This window comes from [Clostridium] scindens (genome assembly GCF_019597925.1).
GTDB lineage: Bacteria > Bacillota > Clostridia > Lachnospirales > Lachnospiraceae > Clostridium_AP.
This window is the reverse complement of sequence record NZ_CP080442.1, coordinates 2,403,477-2,421,790: the sequence shown is the minus strand read 5'-3', so window position 1 is coordinate 2,421,790 and position 18,314 is coordinate 2,403,477. Positions and strand designations below refer to the sequence as shown.

At 48.3% G+C, this 18,314-nt stretch carries 17 protein-coding genes; 15 read left to right on the top strand and 2 right to left on the bottom strand.

Features of this window, described 5'->3' with window-relative positions; translation table 11 throughout:
• Window positions 1-16: 16 nt before the first annotated feature.
• Window positions 17-862, bottom strand: a complete 846-nt coding sequence (locus K0036_RS11655; RefSeq protein WP_220429787.1) for an ABC transporter permease subunit — start codon at window positions 860-862, stop codon at window positions 17-19.
• A 1-nt stretch (window position 863) separates the two neighbouring features.
• A complete protein-coding gene (locus K0036_RS11650; RefSeq protein WP_025643156.1) occupies window positions 864-1,595 on the bottom strand; it encodes an ATP-binding cassette domain-containing protein in 732 nt (243 codons plus the stop codon).
• 165 nt (window positions 1,596-1,760) lie between these two features.
• On the opposite strand from K0036_RS11650, the gene K0036_RS11645 reads away from it, so the two are divergent.
• The 15 genes from K0036_RS11645 to K0036_RS11575 all read left to right on the top strand — a co-directional run bounded on the left by K0036_RS11645 (window position 1,761) and on the right by K0036_RS11575 (window position 18,267).
• Complete coding sequence (locus K0036_RS11645) at window positions 1,761-2,054, top strand: hypothetical protein (RefSeq protein ID WP_004605136.1); 294 nt, start codon at window positions 1,761-1,763, stop codon at window positions 2,052-2,054.
• A 147-nt stretch (window positions 2,055-2,201) separates the two neighbouring features.
• Complete coding sequence (locus K0036_RS11640) at window positions 2,202-3,173, top strand: lipoate--protein ligase family protein (RefSeq protein ID WP_220429786.1); 972 nt, start codon at window positions 2,202-2,204, stop codon at window positions 3,171-3,173.
• A 147-nt stretch (window positions 3,174-3,320) separates the two neighbouring features.
• Window positions 3,321-4,556: a RuBisCO large subunit C-terminal-like domain-containing protein gene (locus K0036_RS11635; RefSeq protein ID WP_220429785.1), complete on the top strand. Its 1,236-nt coding sequence runs from the start codon at window positions 3,321-3,323 to the stop codon at window positions 4,554-4,556.
• A gap of 11 nt (window positions 4,557-4,567) precedes the next feature.
• The gene (locus tag K0036_RS11630) at window positions 4,568-5,590 is read left to right on the top strand and encodes a thiamine pyrophosphate-dependent dehydrogenase E1 component subunit alpha (protein ID WP_044955409.1); all 1,023 of its coding nucleotides are present in this window, start codon (window positions 4,568-4,570) and stop codon (window positions 5,588-5,590) included.
• Between the two features lie 11 nt (window positions 5,591-5,601).
• Window positions 5,602-6,576 (top strand): alpha-ketoacid dehydrogenase subunit beta, encoded by a 975-nt coding sequence (locus tag K0036_RS11625; RefSeq protein ID WP_220429784.1) that lies wholly within the window; start codon window positions 5,602-5,604, stop codon window positions 6,574-6,576.
• A gap of 10 nt (window positions 6,577-6,586) precedes the next feature.
• Window positions 6,587-7,636 (top strand): 2-hydroxyacid dehydrogenase, encoded by a 1,050-nt coding sequence (locus tag K0036_RS11620; RefSeq protein WP_220429783.1) that lies wholly within the window; start codon window positions 6,587-6,589, stop codon window positions 7,634-7,636.
• A 28-nt stretch (window positions 7,637-7,664) separates the two neighbouring features.
• Window positions 7,665-9,182, top strand: coding sequence for an FGGY-family carbohydrate kinase (locus K0036_RS11615; protein ID WP_173694809.1), 1,518 nt, complete (start codon window positions 7,665-7,667; stop codon window positions 9,180-9,182).
• A 38-nt stretch (window positions 9,183-9,220) separates the two neighbouring features.
• Window positions 9,221-9,463: a biotin/lipoyl-containing protein gene (locus tag K0036_RS11610; RefSeq protein ID WP_025643162.1), complete on the top strand. Its 243-nt coding sequence runs from the start codon at window positions 9,221-9,223 to the stop codon at window positions 9,461-9,463.
• Complete coding sequence (locus K0036_RS11605) at window positions 9,456-10,133, top strand: dihydrolipoamide acetyltransferase family protein (RefSeq protein WP_220429782.1); 678 nt, start codon at window positions 9,456-9,458, stop codon at window positions 10,131-10,133. Before K0036_RS11610 ends, K0036_RS11605 begins: the two co-directional genes overlap by 8 nt.
• An 85-nt stretch (window positions 10,134-10,218) precedes the next feature.
• Window positions 10,219-11,772 (top strand): DNA-binding response regulator, encoded by a 1,554-nt coding sequence (locus tag K0036_RS11600; RefSeq protein ID WP_220429781.1) that lies wholly within the window; start codon window positions 10,219-10,221, stop codon window positions 11,770-11,772.
• Window positions 11,769-12,794, top strand: coding sequence for a zinc-dependent alcohol dehydrogenase (locus tag K0036_RS11595; RefSeq protein ID WP_025643165.1), 1,026 nt, complete (start codon window positions 11,769-11,771; stop codon window positions 12,792-12,794). Before K0036_RS11600 ends, K0036_RS11595 begins: the two co-directional genes overlap by 4 nt.
• Window positions 12,795-12,810: 16 nt before the next feature.
• Window positions 12,811-14,211: a dihydrolipoyl dehydrogenase gene (lpdA, locus tag K0036_RS11590; protein WP_259283288.1), complete on the top strand. Its 1,401-nt coding sequence runs from the start codon at window positions 12,811-12,813 to the stop codon at window positions 14,209-14,211.
• 413 nt (window positions 14,212-14,624) lie between these two features.
• Entirely contained in the window at window positions 14,625-15,698 is a 1,074-nt protein-coding gene (locus K0036_RS11585) for a sugar ABC transporter substrate-binding protein (RefSeq protein ID WP_025643166.1), read from the top strand.
• Window positions 15,699-15,797: 99 nt separating this feature from the next.
• Complete coding sequence (locus K0036_RS11580; RefSeq protein ID WP_173694807.1) at window positions 15,798-17,300, top strand: sugar ABC transporter ATP-binding protein; 1,503 nt, start codon at window positions 15,798-15,800, stop codon at window positions 17,298-17,300.
• The gene (locus K0036_RS11575; protein ID WP_025643168.1) at window positions 17,290-18,267 is read left to right on the top strand and encodes an ABC transporter permease; all 978 of its coding nucleotides are present in this window, start codon (window positions 17,290-17,292) and stop codon (window positions 18,265-18,267) included. The genes K0036_RS11580 and K0036_RS11575 overlap by 11 nt, the downstream gene beginning before the upstream one ends.
• Window positions 18,268-18,314: the final 47 nt, after the last annotated feature.

Below are 18,314 nucleotides of genomic sequence, written 5' to 3'. Positions count from 1 at the left end.
GAACCGGCGGTTAATTTTATTTGATGTCGCGCTTCTGAAAACTTAACATTCCAATTAGCATGGCAGCCAGGAAAAAGCCAAAAGCCACGCACAGGCTTCGTACAGCGATGGTTTTATTAAGGCCCGCCGCGATAGCGTTCATATTCGTGTCAATCAGATAATTGCTCAGGATAATTTCTTTTCCGCTGATCTTCTTGACCAGCATCTCTCCCAGCATCACGATCAGTGAGACAAATTCCAGAAAACAAATATTAGCGGCAAGCGAGCCTCCATTCTGGCGGATCAGCATGCTGAACATTACGAAGATGGATACAAAGGCGCAGGTCAGCAGCAATTCCAGTCCGACAGACTTAAGGGCATCCGGCCAAAAGCCTGCGGCTACATTCCCGAAGCCCCACAGGATAGTTGCCGTGGCCATGGAGACGGCAGCATAGATGAAGGTAAACAGGATCCCGCAGAGAACGCCGGCGGCCAGTTTGGACGCATAGATCTGGGAGCGGCTATAATTCTTAGAGGCAATGTTCTTGATGGTACCGTGATTGAATTCGCTGCCGACGAACAGAGAGATGAGAACCGCCAGGATCAGCGTGGTATTGCCTGCAAAAAAGGCTACCATCTGACGGGAGGCTGACAGTTCCTCGCGGCTTGCCGGAACGCCCTGGGTAGTAACGTTGATTCCGTTTTCATCCATGGCCTGCTGCTTTTGTTCCACTTGCTGGGCCATCTGCTCTCCGGCCATCTTATAGGTAAAGTCCATTAAGAAGACAGTACCGGCAGCCAGGGCCATGGTAAGGATCAGGCATACCCAGAAATATCTTGCCTTCCCGAGTTTGTAGAAATCACTTTTTAATAAGTTCAGCATGCTATCTTCCTCCTATTCTGCTTAAGAAATAATCTTCCAGGTCCATCTGCCTGGTCCCGTCTTTGGAACTGCAGCGTTCCCAAAGCTGATTTTCCGTAAATTCTTCAATTAGCTTTCCGTGATGGATGATGCCGTAGCGGGTTGCGAATTTTGACAGTTCTCCCAGGATATGGGAGGAAATCAGTACGGTGATTTTACGGTCCCGGTTCAGCTTCAGGATTAATTCGCGCACCTCTTTGATTCCCTCCGGATCCAGTCCATTGGTTGGCTCATCCAGTATCAGAAGTCTGGGGCTTCCAATCAGTGCAATGGCGATTGCAAGCCTTTGACGCATTCCCAGAGAGAAGTCTTTGGCTTTCTTATGTCCGGTATCATCAAGCCCCACCAGAGTCAGAATGGCATCTGCCTGGGATTCGTCACGGATGCCTTGCAGCTTGCACTGGACAATAAGGTTCTGTCTTGCGGTCATACCCGGATATAAGGCGGGAGATTCGATGACGGTTCCGATGGCTGAGCGTCCTTCCTTAAGTTCGGGACTTCCGAACAGCAGGATATTCCCGTCGCTGGGAGATGCAAGTCCGGTGATCATACGGATGAGAGTGGTCTTGCCCGCGCCGTTCTTGCCGATGAATCCATAGATATCTCCTTCATGGATCGTCATGGATAGGTCATTTACGACCGCCCGGTTATTATATCGCTTGGTCAGATGATTGGTTCTTAATATTGCAGTCATGAGATTGCCTCCTTCTGTACTAATGTATTACTGTATTATCAACTTAGTACAATAATACGATAGAAAAAGCGATTTGTCAAGAGCGGATGTACAAGTATTGTTTTTTCTTCTTATTAAAGGTATAATCATACCGTAAGTTAATATGAGATTAGCGGAGGGAATGCTATGAAGATTTATGACAAAGTAAATAAGGTAGAAGTGGAAGTGGACGGAACCAAGGGACTGATTCAGCAGATGAAGGACGGACGCCAGGTGGATCTGTATCTGAAAGAAAAGAAAAGCGACGAGGACGGATACATGAGCTGGGACGTGGAGCACTGGTCAAGCGTGGACGGAAAGAGATTCATCCGCTGCTATTCTCTGGAAGGCAGGGTGCTCAGTGAATCTACAGGGCACAACATCTATGACTTGGAGAATGATTTTAAGCCAGAAGAAGCGCAGAAAGTCGAATTAAGCTAGCGCCGTTGCACAATGATGCGAAGGCCCGAATGAAAATCACATAATATTGCAGCTTTATCAGTCAAACAGCACAATGCATGGGCATTGTGCTGTTTTTATGCTGTACTATAATGATGTTATACAATTGGAGAAAGGGCTGGTGAAGGGATGTATTATATTGAAGGGAAATGTCAGGACCCCTGCTATAATCTGGCACTGGAAGAATATATCATGGAAACCCGTAAAGAAGGGGCATACCTGATTTTGTGGAGCAATAAGGACAGCATTATTATGGGAAAGTATCAGAATGCATTTGAAGAACTGAACCTGAAAGCGGTAGAAGAGGATCAGATTCCTGTCGTGCGCAGGATATCCGGAGGAGGAACCGTATTCCATGATGAAGGAAATCTCAATTTTTCATTCTTGACGGATGCAGGGGGACTTGGACAGATCGAATATGACGAGTTCCTTGCGCCCGTCATAAAGGCGCTTCGCAGTCTGGGAGTAAAGGCAGGCAAGCGGAAAGTCTGCGATATCGCGATCGGGGAACAAAAGATATCAGGGAGTGCCCAATGCATGAAGAAAGGAAGGGTGCTACACCATGGGACGCTGCTGTATGATGCCGACCTTAACCGGCTTAGGAGATACTTAAGGCCGCCTGGCTATATGGTAGAGTCAAAGTCGGTCAAGTCTGTAAGAAGCCAGGTGGCTAATATCAGGGACTATGTGGATGACAAGAACATGACCATAGGACAATTTAAAGATTTTCTGGCAAAATCAATCTGCAGCGGCAATGTGGAGAAAATTGAACTGTCGGGGAAGGAGGAAGAAGCAATCGGGAAGCTTGCAAAAGAAAAGTATGGAACATGGGAATGGAACTACGGCAAATCTCCCAAGAGCACGCTGGTTTGCGAGAAAGGAGAAGGGGAGGAAAAGATAAGCATAAGAATCCAGATACGCAAGGGATTGATCGAAGAATGCAGCATCGCAAGAGGGGAGATACGCCTGAAACCGGCCGAGGAAAAGTTATCCGGAATAAGATTCGGATACCAGAGGATCCGGGAAATACTGCACCAGGAAGAGTCGCTTAATAGGGAGACGAAGAATGCAATCCTGGAAACAATATGTGGATTAAATTGAGATTTAGAAAAATAGCGTAGCATAATTTGACAATAGTTTTCTCTTAATAGCACAACGCAGATACGTTGTGCTATTTTTGCGCTGTACTATAATTTAGACATAGTAATCACCTGACTATGAAAAAACGTATTACAAGGAGGAAATGATATGAAATTTGAGACAATGGCTTTACCAGAAGGCATTAAAGAGGAGTATTTGATTGCAACGTATTACATGAACTCCCAGAAAGAACCAGACTTATATGACTGGGTAAAACTGGTGGCTGCAGACCAGAGCGCAGGCACATGGACCCATGTAGAAGGCGAGAGCCCGGAAGTCATTGAAAAATACGGCGCCAAAGTAATCAGCATCATTCCTATGGCAGGGGAGAATGCATGCGTGGCCAGGATTGCGTTTCCTACCAGAAACTTCCCATTCTATATGCCGATGATCTTAAGCACGGTAGCAGGAAATGTGCTTGGCCAGGATGGAATCCGTCTGGTAGATATTGAATTCCCGGATCCCGTACTCAATGAACTGCCAGGACCAATCCTTGGAGTAGAAGGCATAAGAGAACTTCTTGGAGTAAAAGAGAGGCCTCTGGTAGGCGCGATCCTGAAGCCATGTATTGGAGTTCCGCCAGAGGTAAGCGCAGAAGGCGCATTGAAGGCAGCATTAGGAGGAGCGGATGTTATAAAGGATGATGAATTGCAGAGCGATCCGGAATACTCTCCAATGCTGGAACGGCTGAAGGCGGTTATGAAGGCGCTTCGGGATGCCGGAAAAGACAAGACGTCTCTCTTTGCAGTAAACGTTACAGGAGAAAATGTAAAGGACCGCGCAATGGCGGCTATTGATGCAGGCGCCAACGCGATCGTGGTAAATTATCAGGCGCTTGGATGGGGTGCTACAGAAGACCTGATCCGGGAACTGAAGAGACAGAATATCAAGATCCCGGTATTCGGACATTGTGCCGGCATGGGCGCATATTATCGCTCTAAGACTAACGGTATCTCTACTGCGCTTGGATGCGGCAAGCTTGCCCGTCTGATCGGTATGGATATGCCATTGGTTTATCCGGACAGCGGACGCTTCGGAATCTCCCAGAACGAGCTGGTTGAGACTCACAGCGCTGCAACGGCTCCAATGGGACGTATCAACCGTGCGTTTACGACGGTTGCAGGCGGCGTGCATCCTGGTACCATTGAATACCTGATGAACCTGCTTGGAAACGACACCATTCTTATGGCAGGCGGCGGCATCTATGGCCATCCAATGGGAGCAGAGGCAGGCGCCAAGGCTATCCTGCAGGCTATTGAGGCAGTCATGGCAGGCGAGGCGGTCAAAGACGCGGCAAACACCCATGCAGAATTGGATGCGGCACTTAAGTTTTGGGCAAAGTAGGAGGATGAGCAATGAGCACGGATAAAAGGATACCAAAGGAAACTCTGATGGATATGTACCGGGTTATGGTAACCATCAGGGAATTTGAAAATGAAGCCATCGAACTTGCAAAAGGAAATATAACAAGGGCGGCGGTTCATACATACCAGGGCGAAGAGGCCATTGCAGCCGGCGTATGCGCCCATCTTACAAAGGACGACTACATTACATCCACCCACAGGGGGCATGGCCACTGTATCGCAAAAGGGGCAGACCTATATAAGATGTTTGCCGAACTGATGGGAAGAGAAGACGGCTACTGCAAAGGCAAGGGCGGATCCATGCATATTGCGGATCTAGATACCGGCAACCTGGGAGCCAACGGCATCGTAGGCGGCGGAATTCCGATCGCCATGGGTGCCGGGCTTGGAATTCAGCTAAACGGCACGGACCGGGTGTCCGTCTGCTTCTTCGGGGACGGGGCATCCAATGAAGGCTCCTTCCATGAATCCCTGAATATGGCATCCGTATGGGGCTTGCCGGTGATTTTCATCTGTGAGAATAACAAGTATGGCATCTCCACGCCTGTCAGCAAGTCCATGCATGTAAAAAGCGTGGCTGACCGGGCAGTCGGATATGGAATCAAAGGGTATAAGACGGATGGCAATGACGTGGCTGGCATTTACTGCCTCCTTGAGGAAGTGCTTCAGGATGTAAGGGCAGGAAAAGGCCCGGTACTGATCGAGATGGATACCTACAGGATGACGGGCCACTACTTCGGGGATAACCAGAATTACCGCACAAAAGAAGAAGTAAATGCCTGGAAGGACAAAGATCCCATCCTGCGCTGCAAGAACCTTCTGATGGAGGACTATGGAGTGGATGAAGAAGAGATCGCAAAACTTAGGGAAGATATCAAGGCTCAGGTTCTTGAAGCCTGCGAACGGGCAAAGCAGAATCCGGAGCCAAAGGTAGAAGACTTGACGGAGGATTTGTATGATCCGGAATTAGCAGATATCACCTGGGTAGCATTTGATAAGAAAGCGGCAAAGTAGGAGGGAGCAAGATGCGAAAAATATCTATGCGTGAAGCGGTAAATGAAGCGCTTCACACAGCATTTAACAGTGATGAGAATGTATTTACGATTGGCGAGGACATCGGCACGTATGGCGGACAGTTAAGATGCAGCTATGACCTGCTGGACAACTTCGGAGGATCCAGGGTAAGGGATACGCCAATCTCAGAGATTGCAATCGTAGGGGCAGGCATTGGCGCGGCCCTGATTGGAAAGCGGCCGGTAGTGGAATTGTCCTATATGGATTTTATCGGCGTATGTTTTGACCAGATTCTAAATCAGGCGGCAAAAATCCGCTATATGTACGGCGGACGCGTGAATATACCGCTGGTAATCCGTACCCAGTGCGGGGCAGGGCTAGGCAACGGCGCCCAGCATTCCCAGTCCCTGGAGGCGATCCTTGCACATGTTCCTGGAATCCGCGTGGTCATGCCATCCAATGCGTATGATGCGAAAGGCCTCCTTCTGCATGCGATCCGTGATAACAATCCAGTCGTGTTTGTGGAGCATAAGGCCTTGTACAAGCGCAAATGCGAGGTTCCGGAAGAGCCATACGAGATTGACTACTGCTGCGATATCAAGAGGGAAGGAAAGGATGTCACCATCGTTACTTACTCAGCTATGGTAGATGTCTCATTAAAGGCAGCAGAACAGCTTGCAGAGGAAGGAATCGAGGCGGAGGTAGTGGATATCCGCACGTTAGAGCCTCTGGATACAGAGACGATCGTAAATTCCGTTAAGAAGACGCGGCACGCCGTGGTCGTACACGAGGCTTGTCAAAAAGTCGGATTCGGAGCTGAGATCATCGCGCAGGTTCAGGAACATGCGCTGGAAGCGCTGGAGAGTCCGATCTTACGCGTGGCAGCCCCAAATGTACCGGTGCCATTTGCGGTGGATCTTGAAAAATCCTATGTGCCTAAGCCGGAACAAGTGATCGAAGCAGTAAAAAAATCATTGAAGAAATAAGGAGAGGAATATGAAATTATTAGTTACATCCTACATGCAGGAAGAATATGTGGAAGAATTTAAGAAAATGTTTGATGAGATCAAATTCGTAGGAATGATGCAGATAGACAGAATCCTTACGGAAGACGAGCTGATTCAGGAAATTGCGGACGCAGATGCCATCGTTGTAGAATTTGATCCACTGACCAGAAAAGTATTAGAAAGCGCGAAAAAGTTAAAGGTCATTGCCTCTGTCAGAGGAGGCGCCCATGCCAACGTGGACGTTGCTGCCGCTACAGAGTTTGGCATCCCGATTCTGTATGTGCCGGGAAGAAATCAGGATACCGTAGCTGACTTTACCATCGGCATGATGGTGGCAATCAGCAGAGGACTGGCAAAAGGCCATCATCTGATTAAGAATCGGATCATCACCGATGACAAGACTTATGTGGAGAACGGATTCTGCGCTACCGATATTAACTGGGTGGGTTCTACGCCGGAGAAGTTTGCATATCTGCAGTATAAAGGGCCTACGTTCTCAGGAAAGACGATGGGTCTTGCGGGATATGGCGCGATCGGCAGGGAGACAGCCAAGCGTGCGCTGGCATTTGGCATGAAGGTCATTGCCTTTGATCCATTCGTAAAACAGGAAGATGTGAAGCAGGATGTGACGATGGTGGATCTGGATACCTTGATGAGTACTTCTGACTTCGTTTCCATTCATCTGCCGGTTAACGACGGAACCAGAGGAATCATATCCGCAGAGAAACTCGCGCTTATGAAGAAGAGCGCATATCTGATCAACAATGCACGCGCGGCTGTGCTGGATTATGACAAGCTGATTGATATGCTTCAGAAAAAAGAGATTCAGGGAGCAGCGCTGGATGTATATCCGATCGAGCCATTGCCGCACGATCATCCGCTTCTTGACCTGGACAATGTAGTACTTACGCCTCATATCGCAGGCTGCAGCCTGGATCCTTATGACAGGTCATACACGATGCTCCTTGAGGATCTGGACAGATTCTTTAAGAATGAGGAGCCTAAGCGGATCTATAACCCGGATTCTTTAAAGAAATAAATTAGGAAAGGAAGAGGGGAGAACGCCTATGGAAGATTTATTTTTAGGAATTGACGCAGGCACGACGAAGATCAAAGCGGTCGTGTTTGATTCAAAAGGCAAAGAGTTGAAGGTGGCCCACAATCTCCCGCATCCCAATTATTCCGAAGATGGGCTGGTTACTCAGAATATGGAATCCCACTGGAATATCGCGGCGGAAACCATCCGGACAGTCGTGGAGGCAAGCAGGCAGTACGGAGAGGTCAAGGCAGTGGGCGTGACCGGACAAGGAGATGGACTGTGGCTCCTGGACGAAGATGGGAAATCCGTGGAAGACGCGATTCTGTGGATTGATGGGAGGGCCAGCTCCTATATCGAGAAATGGGAAAAAGAAAAGATCATCAATCGATCCGGAAGGGTCGTGTTCAATGGCTCCATGCTGGCATTTGCGGCGTGGATGTATGACCACAGGCCTAAGGTTATGGAAAAGGCCAAAAAAGCCGTATTTTGCAAAGACTGGATCAAATATTGCCTGACAGGAAATATCGTAACGGATGTCACGGATCTGTCGGACGCATCTTTGGTGGAAGTAAACAATCCGGTCTATAACCAGGAGCATTTTGATGCCTTTGGGATAGGCGCATTTAAAGATCTTCTGCCGGAGATCAGAAAAAGCGATGAGATCATCGGAAAGGTGACGAAGGAGGCAGCAAAGCAGACTGGACTTCGCGAAGGAACCGCGGTGGTCAACGGCATGATCGACATCATAGCCTCAGTGGTAGGAAATGGCGTGGTCAAGAAGCATATGGGCTGCTCCATTGTGGGGACTACGCTATTTAATGAAATATTGACGGATTCCCTTGCATACCGGCAGGATCCGAAGTATGAGAACGTGTCGGTCGTGTGCGGCATCAATCCAAACCAATGGATCTTGTCCCTCGGCACGATGGCAGGAGCGCCCAATCTGGACTGGATTCTCAAAGAGTTTTTTACAAGGGATGGCGTTACAGTGCCATTTGAGGAACTGGATGCTCTTGTGGGCTCCGTGGGTCCAGGCGCAGAAGGGCTGATCTATCATCCGTACATAGGGCTTGGAGGAGAGCGGGCCCCGTTCATCAAGCCATCTGCATGCGCGCAATTTTTCGGGCTTAAGACGACGCACACCAAGGCGCATATGCTTCGTGCAGTCTATGAAGGCGTTGCGCTCTCCATGAAGGACTGCTATGAGCACTTCCCAGTCAGGCCGGATATGGTAAGGCTGGCAGGCGGGGGAAGCAACAGCGAGCAATGGGTGCAGATGTTCGCGGATAATATCGACATTCCCATCGAGATTACCTGCGGAACGGAAATCGGAGCAAGAGGCGTTGCATTGCTGGCAGCCGTCGCAGCAGGATATTTTACCGATATCCAGGAAGCCATTCAGGAGATGGTAAAGGTGAAGAAGGCATTCTATCCGGTGGAGAAGAACGTCAGAATCTATCAGCAGAATTATGAAATTTATAAAGACATCTACCACAGTGCCTGGGATATATGGGATAAGCGCCAGCAAATATGGGGAAACAGATAGAAAATCAAGAGATTAAGAAGATTGAAGGAGGAAATGATATGTTAAAAGAAGTAATTATGCCAAAGATCGGGCTGGATATGGAAGAAGGGACGATTCTTACCTGGCTTAAGCAGGCAGGAGATTCTGTAGAAGAAGGAGAAGCCCTGGTAGAGATCGAGACAGATAAGGCGACTACGGAAGTAGAGGCGGCCGTAAGCGGAACATTAAAAGAAATCGTGGCAGAGGAGGGGGCTGTAGTAGAGATTACCAAGACTATAGCCTGGATTGAGACAAATGAGTAGCGAGAATGATAAAGACGTAAAATTGACTGGCCTGCAGAAAGCCATGGCAAGGAAGATGATCGCCAGCTGGACGGATGTTCCGCAGTTCCAGCTGGAATCGGAAGTCAATTGCGAAGCAATGATGGCTTTTCGCAAGAAGCAGGACTACAAGCTGTCTTATACGGCGATTCTGGCCAAAGCAGCAGCGGATACCCTGGCAGAATTCCCCAGGCTTAATTCCTCCTGGGCAGGAGATCACATTGTAGAACATGAAGACATCAATATCGGGATTGCAGTAGATACGAAACGTGGTCTTCTGGTGCCTGTAATATCCAACGCGGACAGGAAATCTCTGGAAGAAATCATGGAAGAACTGAATGCGATGAAGGAAAAATCTTCCAGAGGAAACTTTACGATGGAAGAGATGCAGGGAGGCACATTTACGATCAGCAATCTGGGAATGTACCGGGTAAACTCGTTTGGATCTATCGTAAATGCTCCGGAAGCAGGTATTCTGGCAGTAGGAAAAATGCAGAAAACAGTGGCTGTGGGAGAGGATAATGATATTAATGTTGTATACATGATGCATCCGACATTGACCGTAGACCACAGAGTCACAGACGGAACGACAGGGGCAAAATTCTTGACGGCATTGGTAGAAAGATTGGAACATCCGGATGAAAACTTCTAAAAGGGGATAATTGCCAACGAACCATTATTTATTGATAAACCCAGAGGCCTATGCTAAACTGACTGTATGTTTGGAGGGATATGTAATGGTCGAAAAAATGATGATTTTAACAAGCAGCTATCACTTCGCAGAAGAGATAAGAACGATGGTTGACTGGTCTTCCTGCGGTATGGAGATCGTGTCGGTAGAGTATAATGGGGCCATCGGCCTGGAGCAGTTTGCCTACTTCAAGCCACGGATCATACTTCTGGATTCGATGGTCCCCATTATTGGGACAGACAAGTTCGTGGAGGAGATGACGAAGGTATGCCCGGACTTCCTGGTCATTCTGCTGGATGATCTGAAAACTTCAATTTCCAATATACAAAATATATACAGGGTGATTGATAAGTCCAAGGTAGAGCCGGAGGAATTGAAGCAGACAGTTCTGGATGCAGTGGGATCTTTGAACAAGAATTTTGACAAGACAGAGGAATATGATATGGAAGAACGGTTCAAAACATTGCAGAATCTGCTGGGGGCAGGAGAACTTACGATTGCAAGGCTGCAGGAACTCAGAGATAACGCGGGGCTTCTGCTTACGCCGCAAGTCAGCATCCTGCTTCCAAGGCCGGTAGAGCCTTTGGATAAGCCCTATTCAAAAAACCTGCTTAAATCCATTTGGAATATTCTAAGCGAAAATAGTGGCGGAGAAGTGTTCGTGATGGATGACGGCGTGCTGTGCATCCTGATCAATGATATCCAGAGCTCGTCTACGGAGAGGGTGTATGAGAATCTGCTCTTTGACTTGAGAAGGACGCTGATGAATGAATACTCGATGCAGTGGACATTTATACTGAGCAACCCGATTTCCCTCAGGAAACTGGAAAAGGAATATGGATCCTACCGGGAACTGTACGATTATGGGTATTTCCGCAGCGAGCTTCAAATTCTGAAAAAGGAGTACATCGTGACGAAGAGCCTGGTAAAGAAGGATAAGAAAAGCCAGTCATTCTACCAGATGATGGTGGAGGCTATGACCGGCGGTGAGGATGAAGAACTGCAGGCGGCTTTCAAGATGCTTTATATGGACTATTTGAAGAAATCCATGAATATGGAGGAACTCTATCTCTGGCGCCATGCGCTGGAACTCTTCTATCACTCCCTGATATGCCTGTATGGATTTCAGGATTCCAGGGAACTTGACGCAAGCGTCTTTGATCAGGCATACCATACCATTGAAGATGAAAAAGAAGCGTTCTTAAGGGAATTCATGACGCTGCAGGCACTGATACAGAAGTCGGATAAGAAGATCAACAGCCTGATCTTTAAGATTATCACCATATTGGTGGAAGGGTATAGCGGCGACTTGTCGCTTCAGTCGGTGGCAGAAGAGGTCAATATTGCAACCACCTATCTGAGCCATCTGTTCAAGAAAGAGATGCAGCTGACCTTTAGTGATTATCTGACGATGATCCGTATCGTCGCGGCGAAAAGGATGCTGTATGAAAACAGGCGCAAGATTCATGAGATCGCCATTGATGTCGGCTTCTCCGACAACCGGTATTTCAGCAGAGTATTTAAAAAGAGCACAGGCATATCCCCATCGGAATACAAAGCATTGCTTGAGAAGCATGATGAAGGGGGAAGCGGCGTATGAAATCACTGAAACTGGTAGGGCCAAGGCAGCTGGAGTTCTTTGAAAGGCCCGAGCCTCACCTTACAAGTTCCCGGGATGTAAAGATCCAGGTAAAGTATGCCGGAATCTGCGTAGATGATATGCCGTTTTTCAGAAGGGACCGGGATATGCTGGCCTGGGGAAGCAATCTTCTTCCCCTGAATGGCCATGAGATGTCAGGAGTCGTTGTGGAATGCGGGCAGGATGCGGCGAGAAGCGGCATCAAGGTAGGAGACAGAGTCAGCGGCTATGCCTGGAACAAATGCGGGGAATGCTATTACTGCAAGACGGGAAGGGAAAGCCACTGCCTGAATCTGGTTCCTGCCCAGGGGACGCTGTCCGAGTATATCGTCTGGAATGCCAGGCAGCTGATGGTGCTGCCTCCTTCTGTATCTATGGAGGAAGGATGCTTAACGGATCCAATCGGATATGCCATCCACGGCGTTGACCGTGCCAAGATCAGCATCGGAAGCAAGGTGCTGATCATCGGCGGAACGCTGAACGGGCAGCTGATGCTTCAGATGGTAAAGATGCAAGGTGCCAGCAAGATTACGATGATCGACCAGGAAAAGACGATCCGGCAGCTGGCGTCTTCCCTGGGAGCTGAGTATACGATTGATCCGGTTCATGAAAATGTGGCGGCAATCGTGTCGCAGATTACCGAAGGGCTTGGCTATGACGTAATCTTCGAGACATCCGGGAATATTGCCATGCTAAGCCTTGCAACCAGGCTGCTGGCGCGCCATGGGAGCCTGCTGTTTTCAAGCATATACGGAATCAATACCAATCTGCCGATCAGCATTTCCGAATTGTACTTAAAAGAGGCATCGCTGATTCCCTATTACATGGCTCCGTATATCCTGCCAAGAATCAAGAGTATCATGAGCAAGTTAGAATTAAAGCCGCTGATTACGAAGGTATATGACTTCAAGGATGCGATCATGGCTTATAAAGATACTGAAACAGGGCTGTATCCGCATGTTCTGGTGAAGGTGTCTGATTGATGGAGGAGGTATTATTTTGAATGATATCAATATTGTGGTAATCGGGGGAGGCCCAGGCGGTTATGTGGCTGCCATCAGGGCTGCCCAGCTGGGCGCCCAGGTTACGCTTATAGAAAAGGATAAGATGGGCGGCACCTGCCTGAACGTAGGCTGCATCCCTACCAAGGTCCTGCTGCATGCCGCCGAACTGATGTCGGCGGACGCAGAAGCGGCAGACTTTGGAATTCAATTGAATAAAGAAGGATTTGACTGGGAGAAACTTCAGGGCAAGAAGGAAAAGATCACAGGCCAGCTGGTAAAAGGCGTGACAGGCCTGATGAAGAGCAACGGTATCGAAGTACTGAAAGGAAAAGCCAGCTTCTGCTCGCCAGAGATACTGAAAGTGGTATTTGAGGATGGGAGCGAGAAGAAATTTACGCCGGATAAGATTATCATTGCAACGGGCTCCGTGCCAGCGGTTCCCCCGATCAAAGGGCTGAAGGAATCCAAAGGATGGATCGATTCTACAAAGGCGCTAAGCCTTGAAAAGGTGCCGAAGTCTATGATCGTCATAGGCGGAGGCGTGATCGGAATCGAGATGGCGACGATTTACAGCCAGCTAGGATGCGAGATTACGGTAATCGAGGCCATGCCCAAGATCCTGCCGCTGATGGATGAAGAACTGGGAACACTCCTGGCAAGAAGGATGGGCCGTAAAAAGATAAAGATCATGACCAGCACCTCCGTCCTATCGGTGGAAGATAAGGATGACGAGGTGGAAGTGACGATATCGGACGGGAAAGAAGAAAAGACGCTTCTGGCTGAGAAAGTGCTGGTAACCGTAGGACGAAAGAGTTATACGGATACCCTGAATCTGGACGAATCCGGCATCGAATATGACGGCAGCCGCATTCTTGTTAATGACAGGATGGAGACCAATGTGCCAGGCATCTATGCCATCGGCGACTGTACCGGAAGCACGATGCTGGCCCATGTGGCTTCGGCTCAGGGCGAGATTGCGGCGGAGAACGCCATGAATGGGAAACGTTCCTACGATGAGTCCACATGTCCTTCCTGCGTCTATACCAGCCCTGAGTTTGCGGGGGTAGGACTGACGGAGGCGAAAGCAGCCCAGATGGGGTACAAGTACAAGATCGGGAAGTTCCCTCTGAAGGCCAATGGCAAGGCGCTGATCATGAATAACGGAGAGGGTGTCGTGAAATTTGTCGTGGAAGAAGAGTCAGACAAGATTCTCGGCGTCCATATCCTTGGAAGCAGGGCGACGGATCTGATTGGGGAGGCCGCGATCGCCATCGGCATGGGAGCAAGCATAGAGGATCTGGCAAATGTGATCCATGCACACCCCACCCTCAGCGAGGCGATCCGGGAGGGCGCGCTCTCATCCATTCATTTGGCAATACATATACCAAATAAATAGACAGGCCAGAATGTAGCAGGATTGGTGTTTGCAAACAAGCACAAATCCTGCTATTTTTGTCGAACTATTGTGAAAAAAATATCAGAAAAATCCGTCTATAAGGGCAGTTTGGTGAAAATCATGTGAAAATATTTGAGGTGTCTTGAATCTTTAACGCATAATAATACACATTAATTACAGAACTTGCGTATGTGAGTGAAACGCAATTATTCATGACTGATGCTATAATCAATATATGCAAAATCACAAGAGGAACAAAGGAAATAAGCACAAAAATGTACAATTACACTAAAAACAGAATTAAAAATCGCCGCCGGCAAAAGAAAGGTGATTTTTAAGAATAGAAAATCTTTAGGCTGGAAAAAAGCCTGAGGATTTCGAAAAACAAAATTTTAGTATAGGAGGAAGATGAAATGAAAAGGAGAAGGTTTACAAAGGTAGTTGCAGTGGCAGCAGTCCTGGCAATGGTCCTGGGCATGACAGCATGTTCTGGAAAGTCGGATTCGGACGCGGACAAGAAGGATTCCAAGAAAAAGACGGAGTCTGATTCCGGCAAGCATACGGATATTTATGAATCTGCCAGCGAGCTCTACAAAGAAGGCGAAAAGAATAAGGTGGGAATCACGGTAATCGACAATGTTATCCCGCACTGCCAGGCATTTATCGAAGGCGCAAAATCAGTAATTGAAGAAAACGGCGATGAGGCTGTTATTCTGGATCCGGGATTTGATGCAGTGGTACAGGCCAGCAACATTGATGACTTCGTAGCACAGGGATGCGTTGGCGTCGTATGCGAGACCATCGATGGAAAGGCATTGATCACATGTACGCAGAATGCAGTAGATGCAGGCGTTATGGTGGCATCCGCAGACTTCCCGTTTGGAGAAGGCTTTGAAGACCTGGTTTGCTCACAGACCATGACTCCGAACGAGGAGGCAGGAGAAGTGCTGGCAGAGAAGATGTTTGAAGATGTTGGAGAAGGTGCCAACGTAGTCATCCTGGCAACGCCGAACTCAGGCTCCCAGGCAAGAGCAGATGGTTTCCGTACCGTATGCAAGAAGAATAAAATGAACATCATCTTTGACGGCGATGGCGGCGGAGAAGTAGAACTTGCTAACTCCGTCATGCAGGATCTCCTTCAGGCAAATGATAAGATCGACGCAGTCATCTGCTCCAATGACGAGCAGGCAATTGGCGCATATACAGCAGCGGAATCTGCAGGCCGGGCAGATGAAGTAAAATGCTATGGATTTGACGGAGCGCCTGAGGCGATCGAATTCATCCTCAAGGGACAGGAAGCAGCTTCTCTTGGCCAGCAGCCATATGAAATGGGCAAGCAGACAGCGCTTGATCTCTACAAAGCACTTAAGGGAGAAGACATAGGAGCGGCTATCAAGTATACGCCTTACAAGGTCATCACCAAGGATAACGCAGAAGTAAGAAAAGAAACGTATTACAACGGCGATCCTGACTACAAGTTTGAGTAAGAGAGACTGATACGAACAAAAAATGCGGGGAGCAGTGCTAAGGTTGCTCCCTGCAATATGGCTGACAATAATCGATACGTTAAAGTAGGGAAGACGAATATGAGTGAAAAAATGATTGTAAAGATGGAGAATATTACGAAGCGTTTTGGCCCTGTAGCAGCGTTAAAAGACGTTAGCTTCGAACTCCGAGAAGGCGAGACGCATGCGCTTCTGGGCGAGAATGGCTCTGGAAAGTCTACATTGATCAAGGTTCTGGGCGGAATACATAAAAAGAATGAGGGCCGCATTCTCATTGATGGCAAAGAAGTGGATATTGACAGCGTAGATACGGCGAACAATTATGGGATCAGCATCGTGCATCAGGAACTGTCGTTTGCCCCGATGATGACGGTAGCCGACAATATCTTTATGGGGAGAGAATATACCAATAAGCTTGGCCTTATTGACTCCAAGCGTATAAGGAAAGAGACACGGGATGCACTGGAGGCTTTCGGTTCGGATATCCAGCCGGATGACTTGATGGCAAACTTAAGCGTTTCCCAGCAGCAGGTAGTAGAAATTGTAAAAGCACTTTCCAACAATGCAAAGATACTGGTTATGGACGAGCCTTCCGCCTCTTTGTCCCTAAAAGAAGTAGAACACCTTTATGAAAGTATAGACAGGCTGAAAGAACTGGGGATCTCCATTATCTATGTATCCCATCGTATGGAGGAACTGTTCCGGCTGGGAGACAGGGTTACCGTCTTAAGGGATGGAGAATATGTAGGCACGAAGAATCTTGCGGACGTAACGGAAGACGATCTGGTCCAGATGATGGTCGGACGGGCGATCGAGGAACACTACGGAGAGCATGAGGTAAAGGAAGAGGTAGTCCTTGAAGTAAAAGGACTGTCAAGAGGCAGAATGGTGCAGGATGTCAGTTTTTCCGTCAGAAAAGGAGAAGTCGTGGGAATCGCAGGCATCGTAGGCGCAGGACGAAGCGAGACAGCCAGGGTCATCGCAGGCATCGACAATGGGTATGAAGGCGAGATCCTGCTGAACGGGGAAGTCATAAAGATTAATAAGCCAAATGATGCCATATCAAGAGGAATCGTCCTGATTCCGGAAAACCGCAAGGAGCAGGGGCTGGTTCTGGGACAGACGGTGAAAGAGAATGCAACCATTACGATTCTTGACAGATTCATTAAGTTTGTGGGCGTTAATTTTAAACTGATGAATCAGGTTACGGATGATCTGATCAAGAAATTCAATATCAAAGTCTCGTCAAGAGACCAGGAAACAGGAAAATTAAGTGGCGGAAACCAGCAGAAAGTTGTTCTTGCCAAATGGCTGGCAACCAACCCTAAATTGCTTATTTTGGATGAACCCACTCGTGGAATAGATGTAGGCGCCAAGGCTGAAATCTACAAGCTGATTGATGAACTGGCATGCCAGGGAATGAGCACGCTTATGATTTCCTCTGATCTGCCTGAACTTATGAGGGTATGCGACACCATTTACGTAATGAGAAGAGGAAGAATGGGAGGACGGCTCAGCGGCGAAGATTTGAATCAGGAATTAATTATCAAGCATGCAACAGGAGGGGGACAAAATGAAAAATAACAGTAATACCATCATGAGTGGCGGTGCCATGAAAGCGATAAAGAGGAATCTGGGAATTCTGGTCGCCTTGGTCGCATTGTGCGTGGTCTTATCCTTTGCCACATCTGCATTTTTGACAAGCAAGAATATCATGAACGTTCTGCAGCAGATATCTACGAACGGAATGATCGCGTTCGGCATGACATACGTAATCCTGCTTGGAGGCATTGACCTGTCGGTAGGATCGGTAGTCGCGCTCTCAGGCGTAATGTCTATGGCCCTGATGGCCAGATCCGGCTGGGGCCTGGTACCGGCGCTTCTCGCAGGCGTCCTGATCGGAACTGTGATCGGCCTGATTGACGGATTCTTCATTACAAAGGTCAATATGCCGGCATTCATCGTTACGCTGGCAATGATGAACATAGCCAGAGGCTTCGCGCTTATCACCACCAGCGGAAAGCCCATCTATGTACAGGACGACAGGCTGCTTATTATAGGTAACGGCAAGCTGCTGGAGAATGTGCCTTTGCAGGCAGTCTATATGCTGATCATCTTTGCGCTTCTGTTCGTCGTGCTGAATTATACCAAGTATGGGCGCCATCTGTATGCGACTGGCGGAAATATCGAGGCTGCAAGATTTTCAGGAATTAATGTTAACCGCGTTCAATTGACCGCGTATATCATCTCAGGAACCGTTTCCGGATTTGCCGGAGTCCTGACGGCAGCGAGACTGTATTCCGCGCTTCCATCCATGGGAGAAGGCGCGGAGATGAATGCGATCGCGGCAGTCGTGCTTGGCGGTACCATGATGACAGGAGGATCCGGAACCCTTGGCGGAACCCTGATTGGCGCCCTGATCATCGGAGTCATGAACAACGGACTGAACCTGATGGGCGTCAGCTCTTACTGGCAGGATGTGGCGAAAGGCGTAATCATTATCCTTGCCATCTATATGGACATCATCAGGAATAAAAAGAAAGTAAAATAAGACGATCATAAAAAAGATGGTTAAGAAAAAGATCTCCTATGTTAGAA

Excerpts from the sequence above, each read along its gene's own strand:
- K0036_RS11655 (WP_220429787.1), bottom strand. The coding sequence starts at position 862 with ATGCTGAACTTATTAAAAAGTGATTTCTACAAACTCGGGAAGGCAAGA.
- K0036_RS11650 (WP_025643156.1), bottom strand. The coding sequence starts at position 1,595 with ATGACTGCAATATTAAGAACCAATCATCTGACCAAGCGATATAATAAC.
- K0036_RS11645 (WP_004605136.1), top strand. The coding sequence starts at position 1,761 with ATGAAGATTTATGACAAAGTAAATAAGGTAGAAGTGGAAGTGGACGGA.
- K0036_RS11640 (WP_220429786.1), top strand. The coding sequence starts at position 2,202 with ATGTATTATATTGAAGGGAAATGTCAGGACCCCTGCTATAATCTGGCA.
- K0036_RS11635 (WP_220429785.1), top strand. The coding sequence starts at position 3,321 with ATGAAATTTGAGACAATGGCTTTACCAGAAGGCATTAAAGAGGAGTAT.
- K0036_RS11630 (WP_044955409.1), top strand. The coding sequence starts at position 4,568 with ATGAGCACGGATAAAAGGATACCAAAGGAAACTCTGATGGATATGTAC.
- K0036_RS11625 (WP_220429784.1), top strand. The coding sequence starts at position 5,602 with ATGCGAAAAATATCTATGCGTGAAGCGGTAAATGAAGCGCTTCACACA.
- K0036_RS11620 (WP_220429783.1), top strand. The coding sequence starts at position 6,587 with ATGAAATTATTAGTTACATCCTACATGCAGGAAGAATATGTGGAAGAA.
- K0036_RS11615 (WP_173694809.1), top strand. The coding sequence starts at position 7,665 with ATGGAAGATTTATTTTTAGGAATTGACGCAGGCACGACGAAGATCAAA.
- K0036_RS11610 (WP_025643162.1), top strand. The coding sequence starts at position 9,221 with ATGTTAAAAGAAGTAATTATGCCAAAGATCGGGCTGGATATGGAAGAA.
- K0036_RS11605 (WP_220429782.1), top strand. The coding sequence starts at position 9,456 with ATGAGTAGCGAGAATGATAAAGACGTAAAATTGACTGGCCTGCAGAAA.
- K0036_RS11600 (WP_220429781.1), top strand. The coding sequence starts at position 10,219 with ATGGTCGAAAAAATGATGATTTTAACAAGCAGCTATCACTTCGCAGAA.
- K0036_RS11595 (WP_025643165.1), top strand. The coding sequence starts at position 11,769 with ATGAAATCACTGAAACTGGTAGGGCCAAGGCAGCTGGAGTTCTTTGAA.
- K0036_RS11585 (WP_025643166.1), top strand. The coding sequence starts at position 14,625 with ATGAAAAGGAGAAGGTTTACAAAGGTAGTTGCAGTGGCAGCAGTCCTG.
- K0036_RS11580 (WP_173694807.1), top strand. The coding sequence starts at position 15,798 with ATGAGTGAAAAAATGATTGTAAAGATGGAGAATATTACGAAGCGTTTT.
- K0036_RS11575 (WP_025643168.1), top strand. The coding sequence starts at position 17,290 with ATGAAAAATAACAGTAATACCATCATGAGTGGCGGTGCCATGAAAGCG.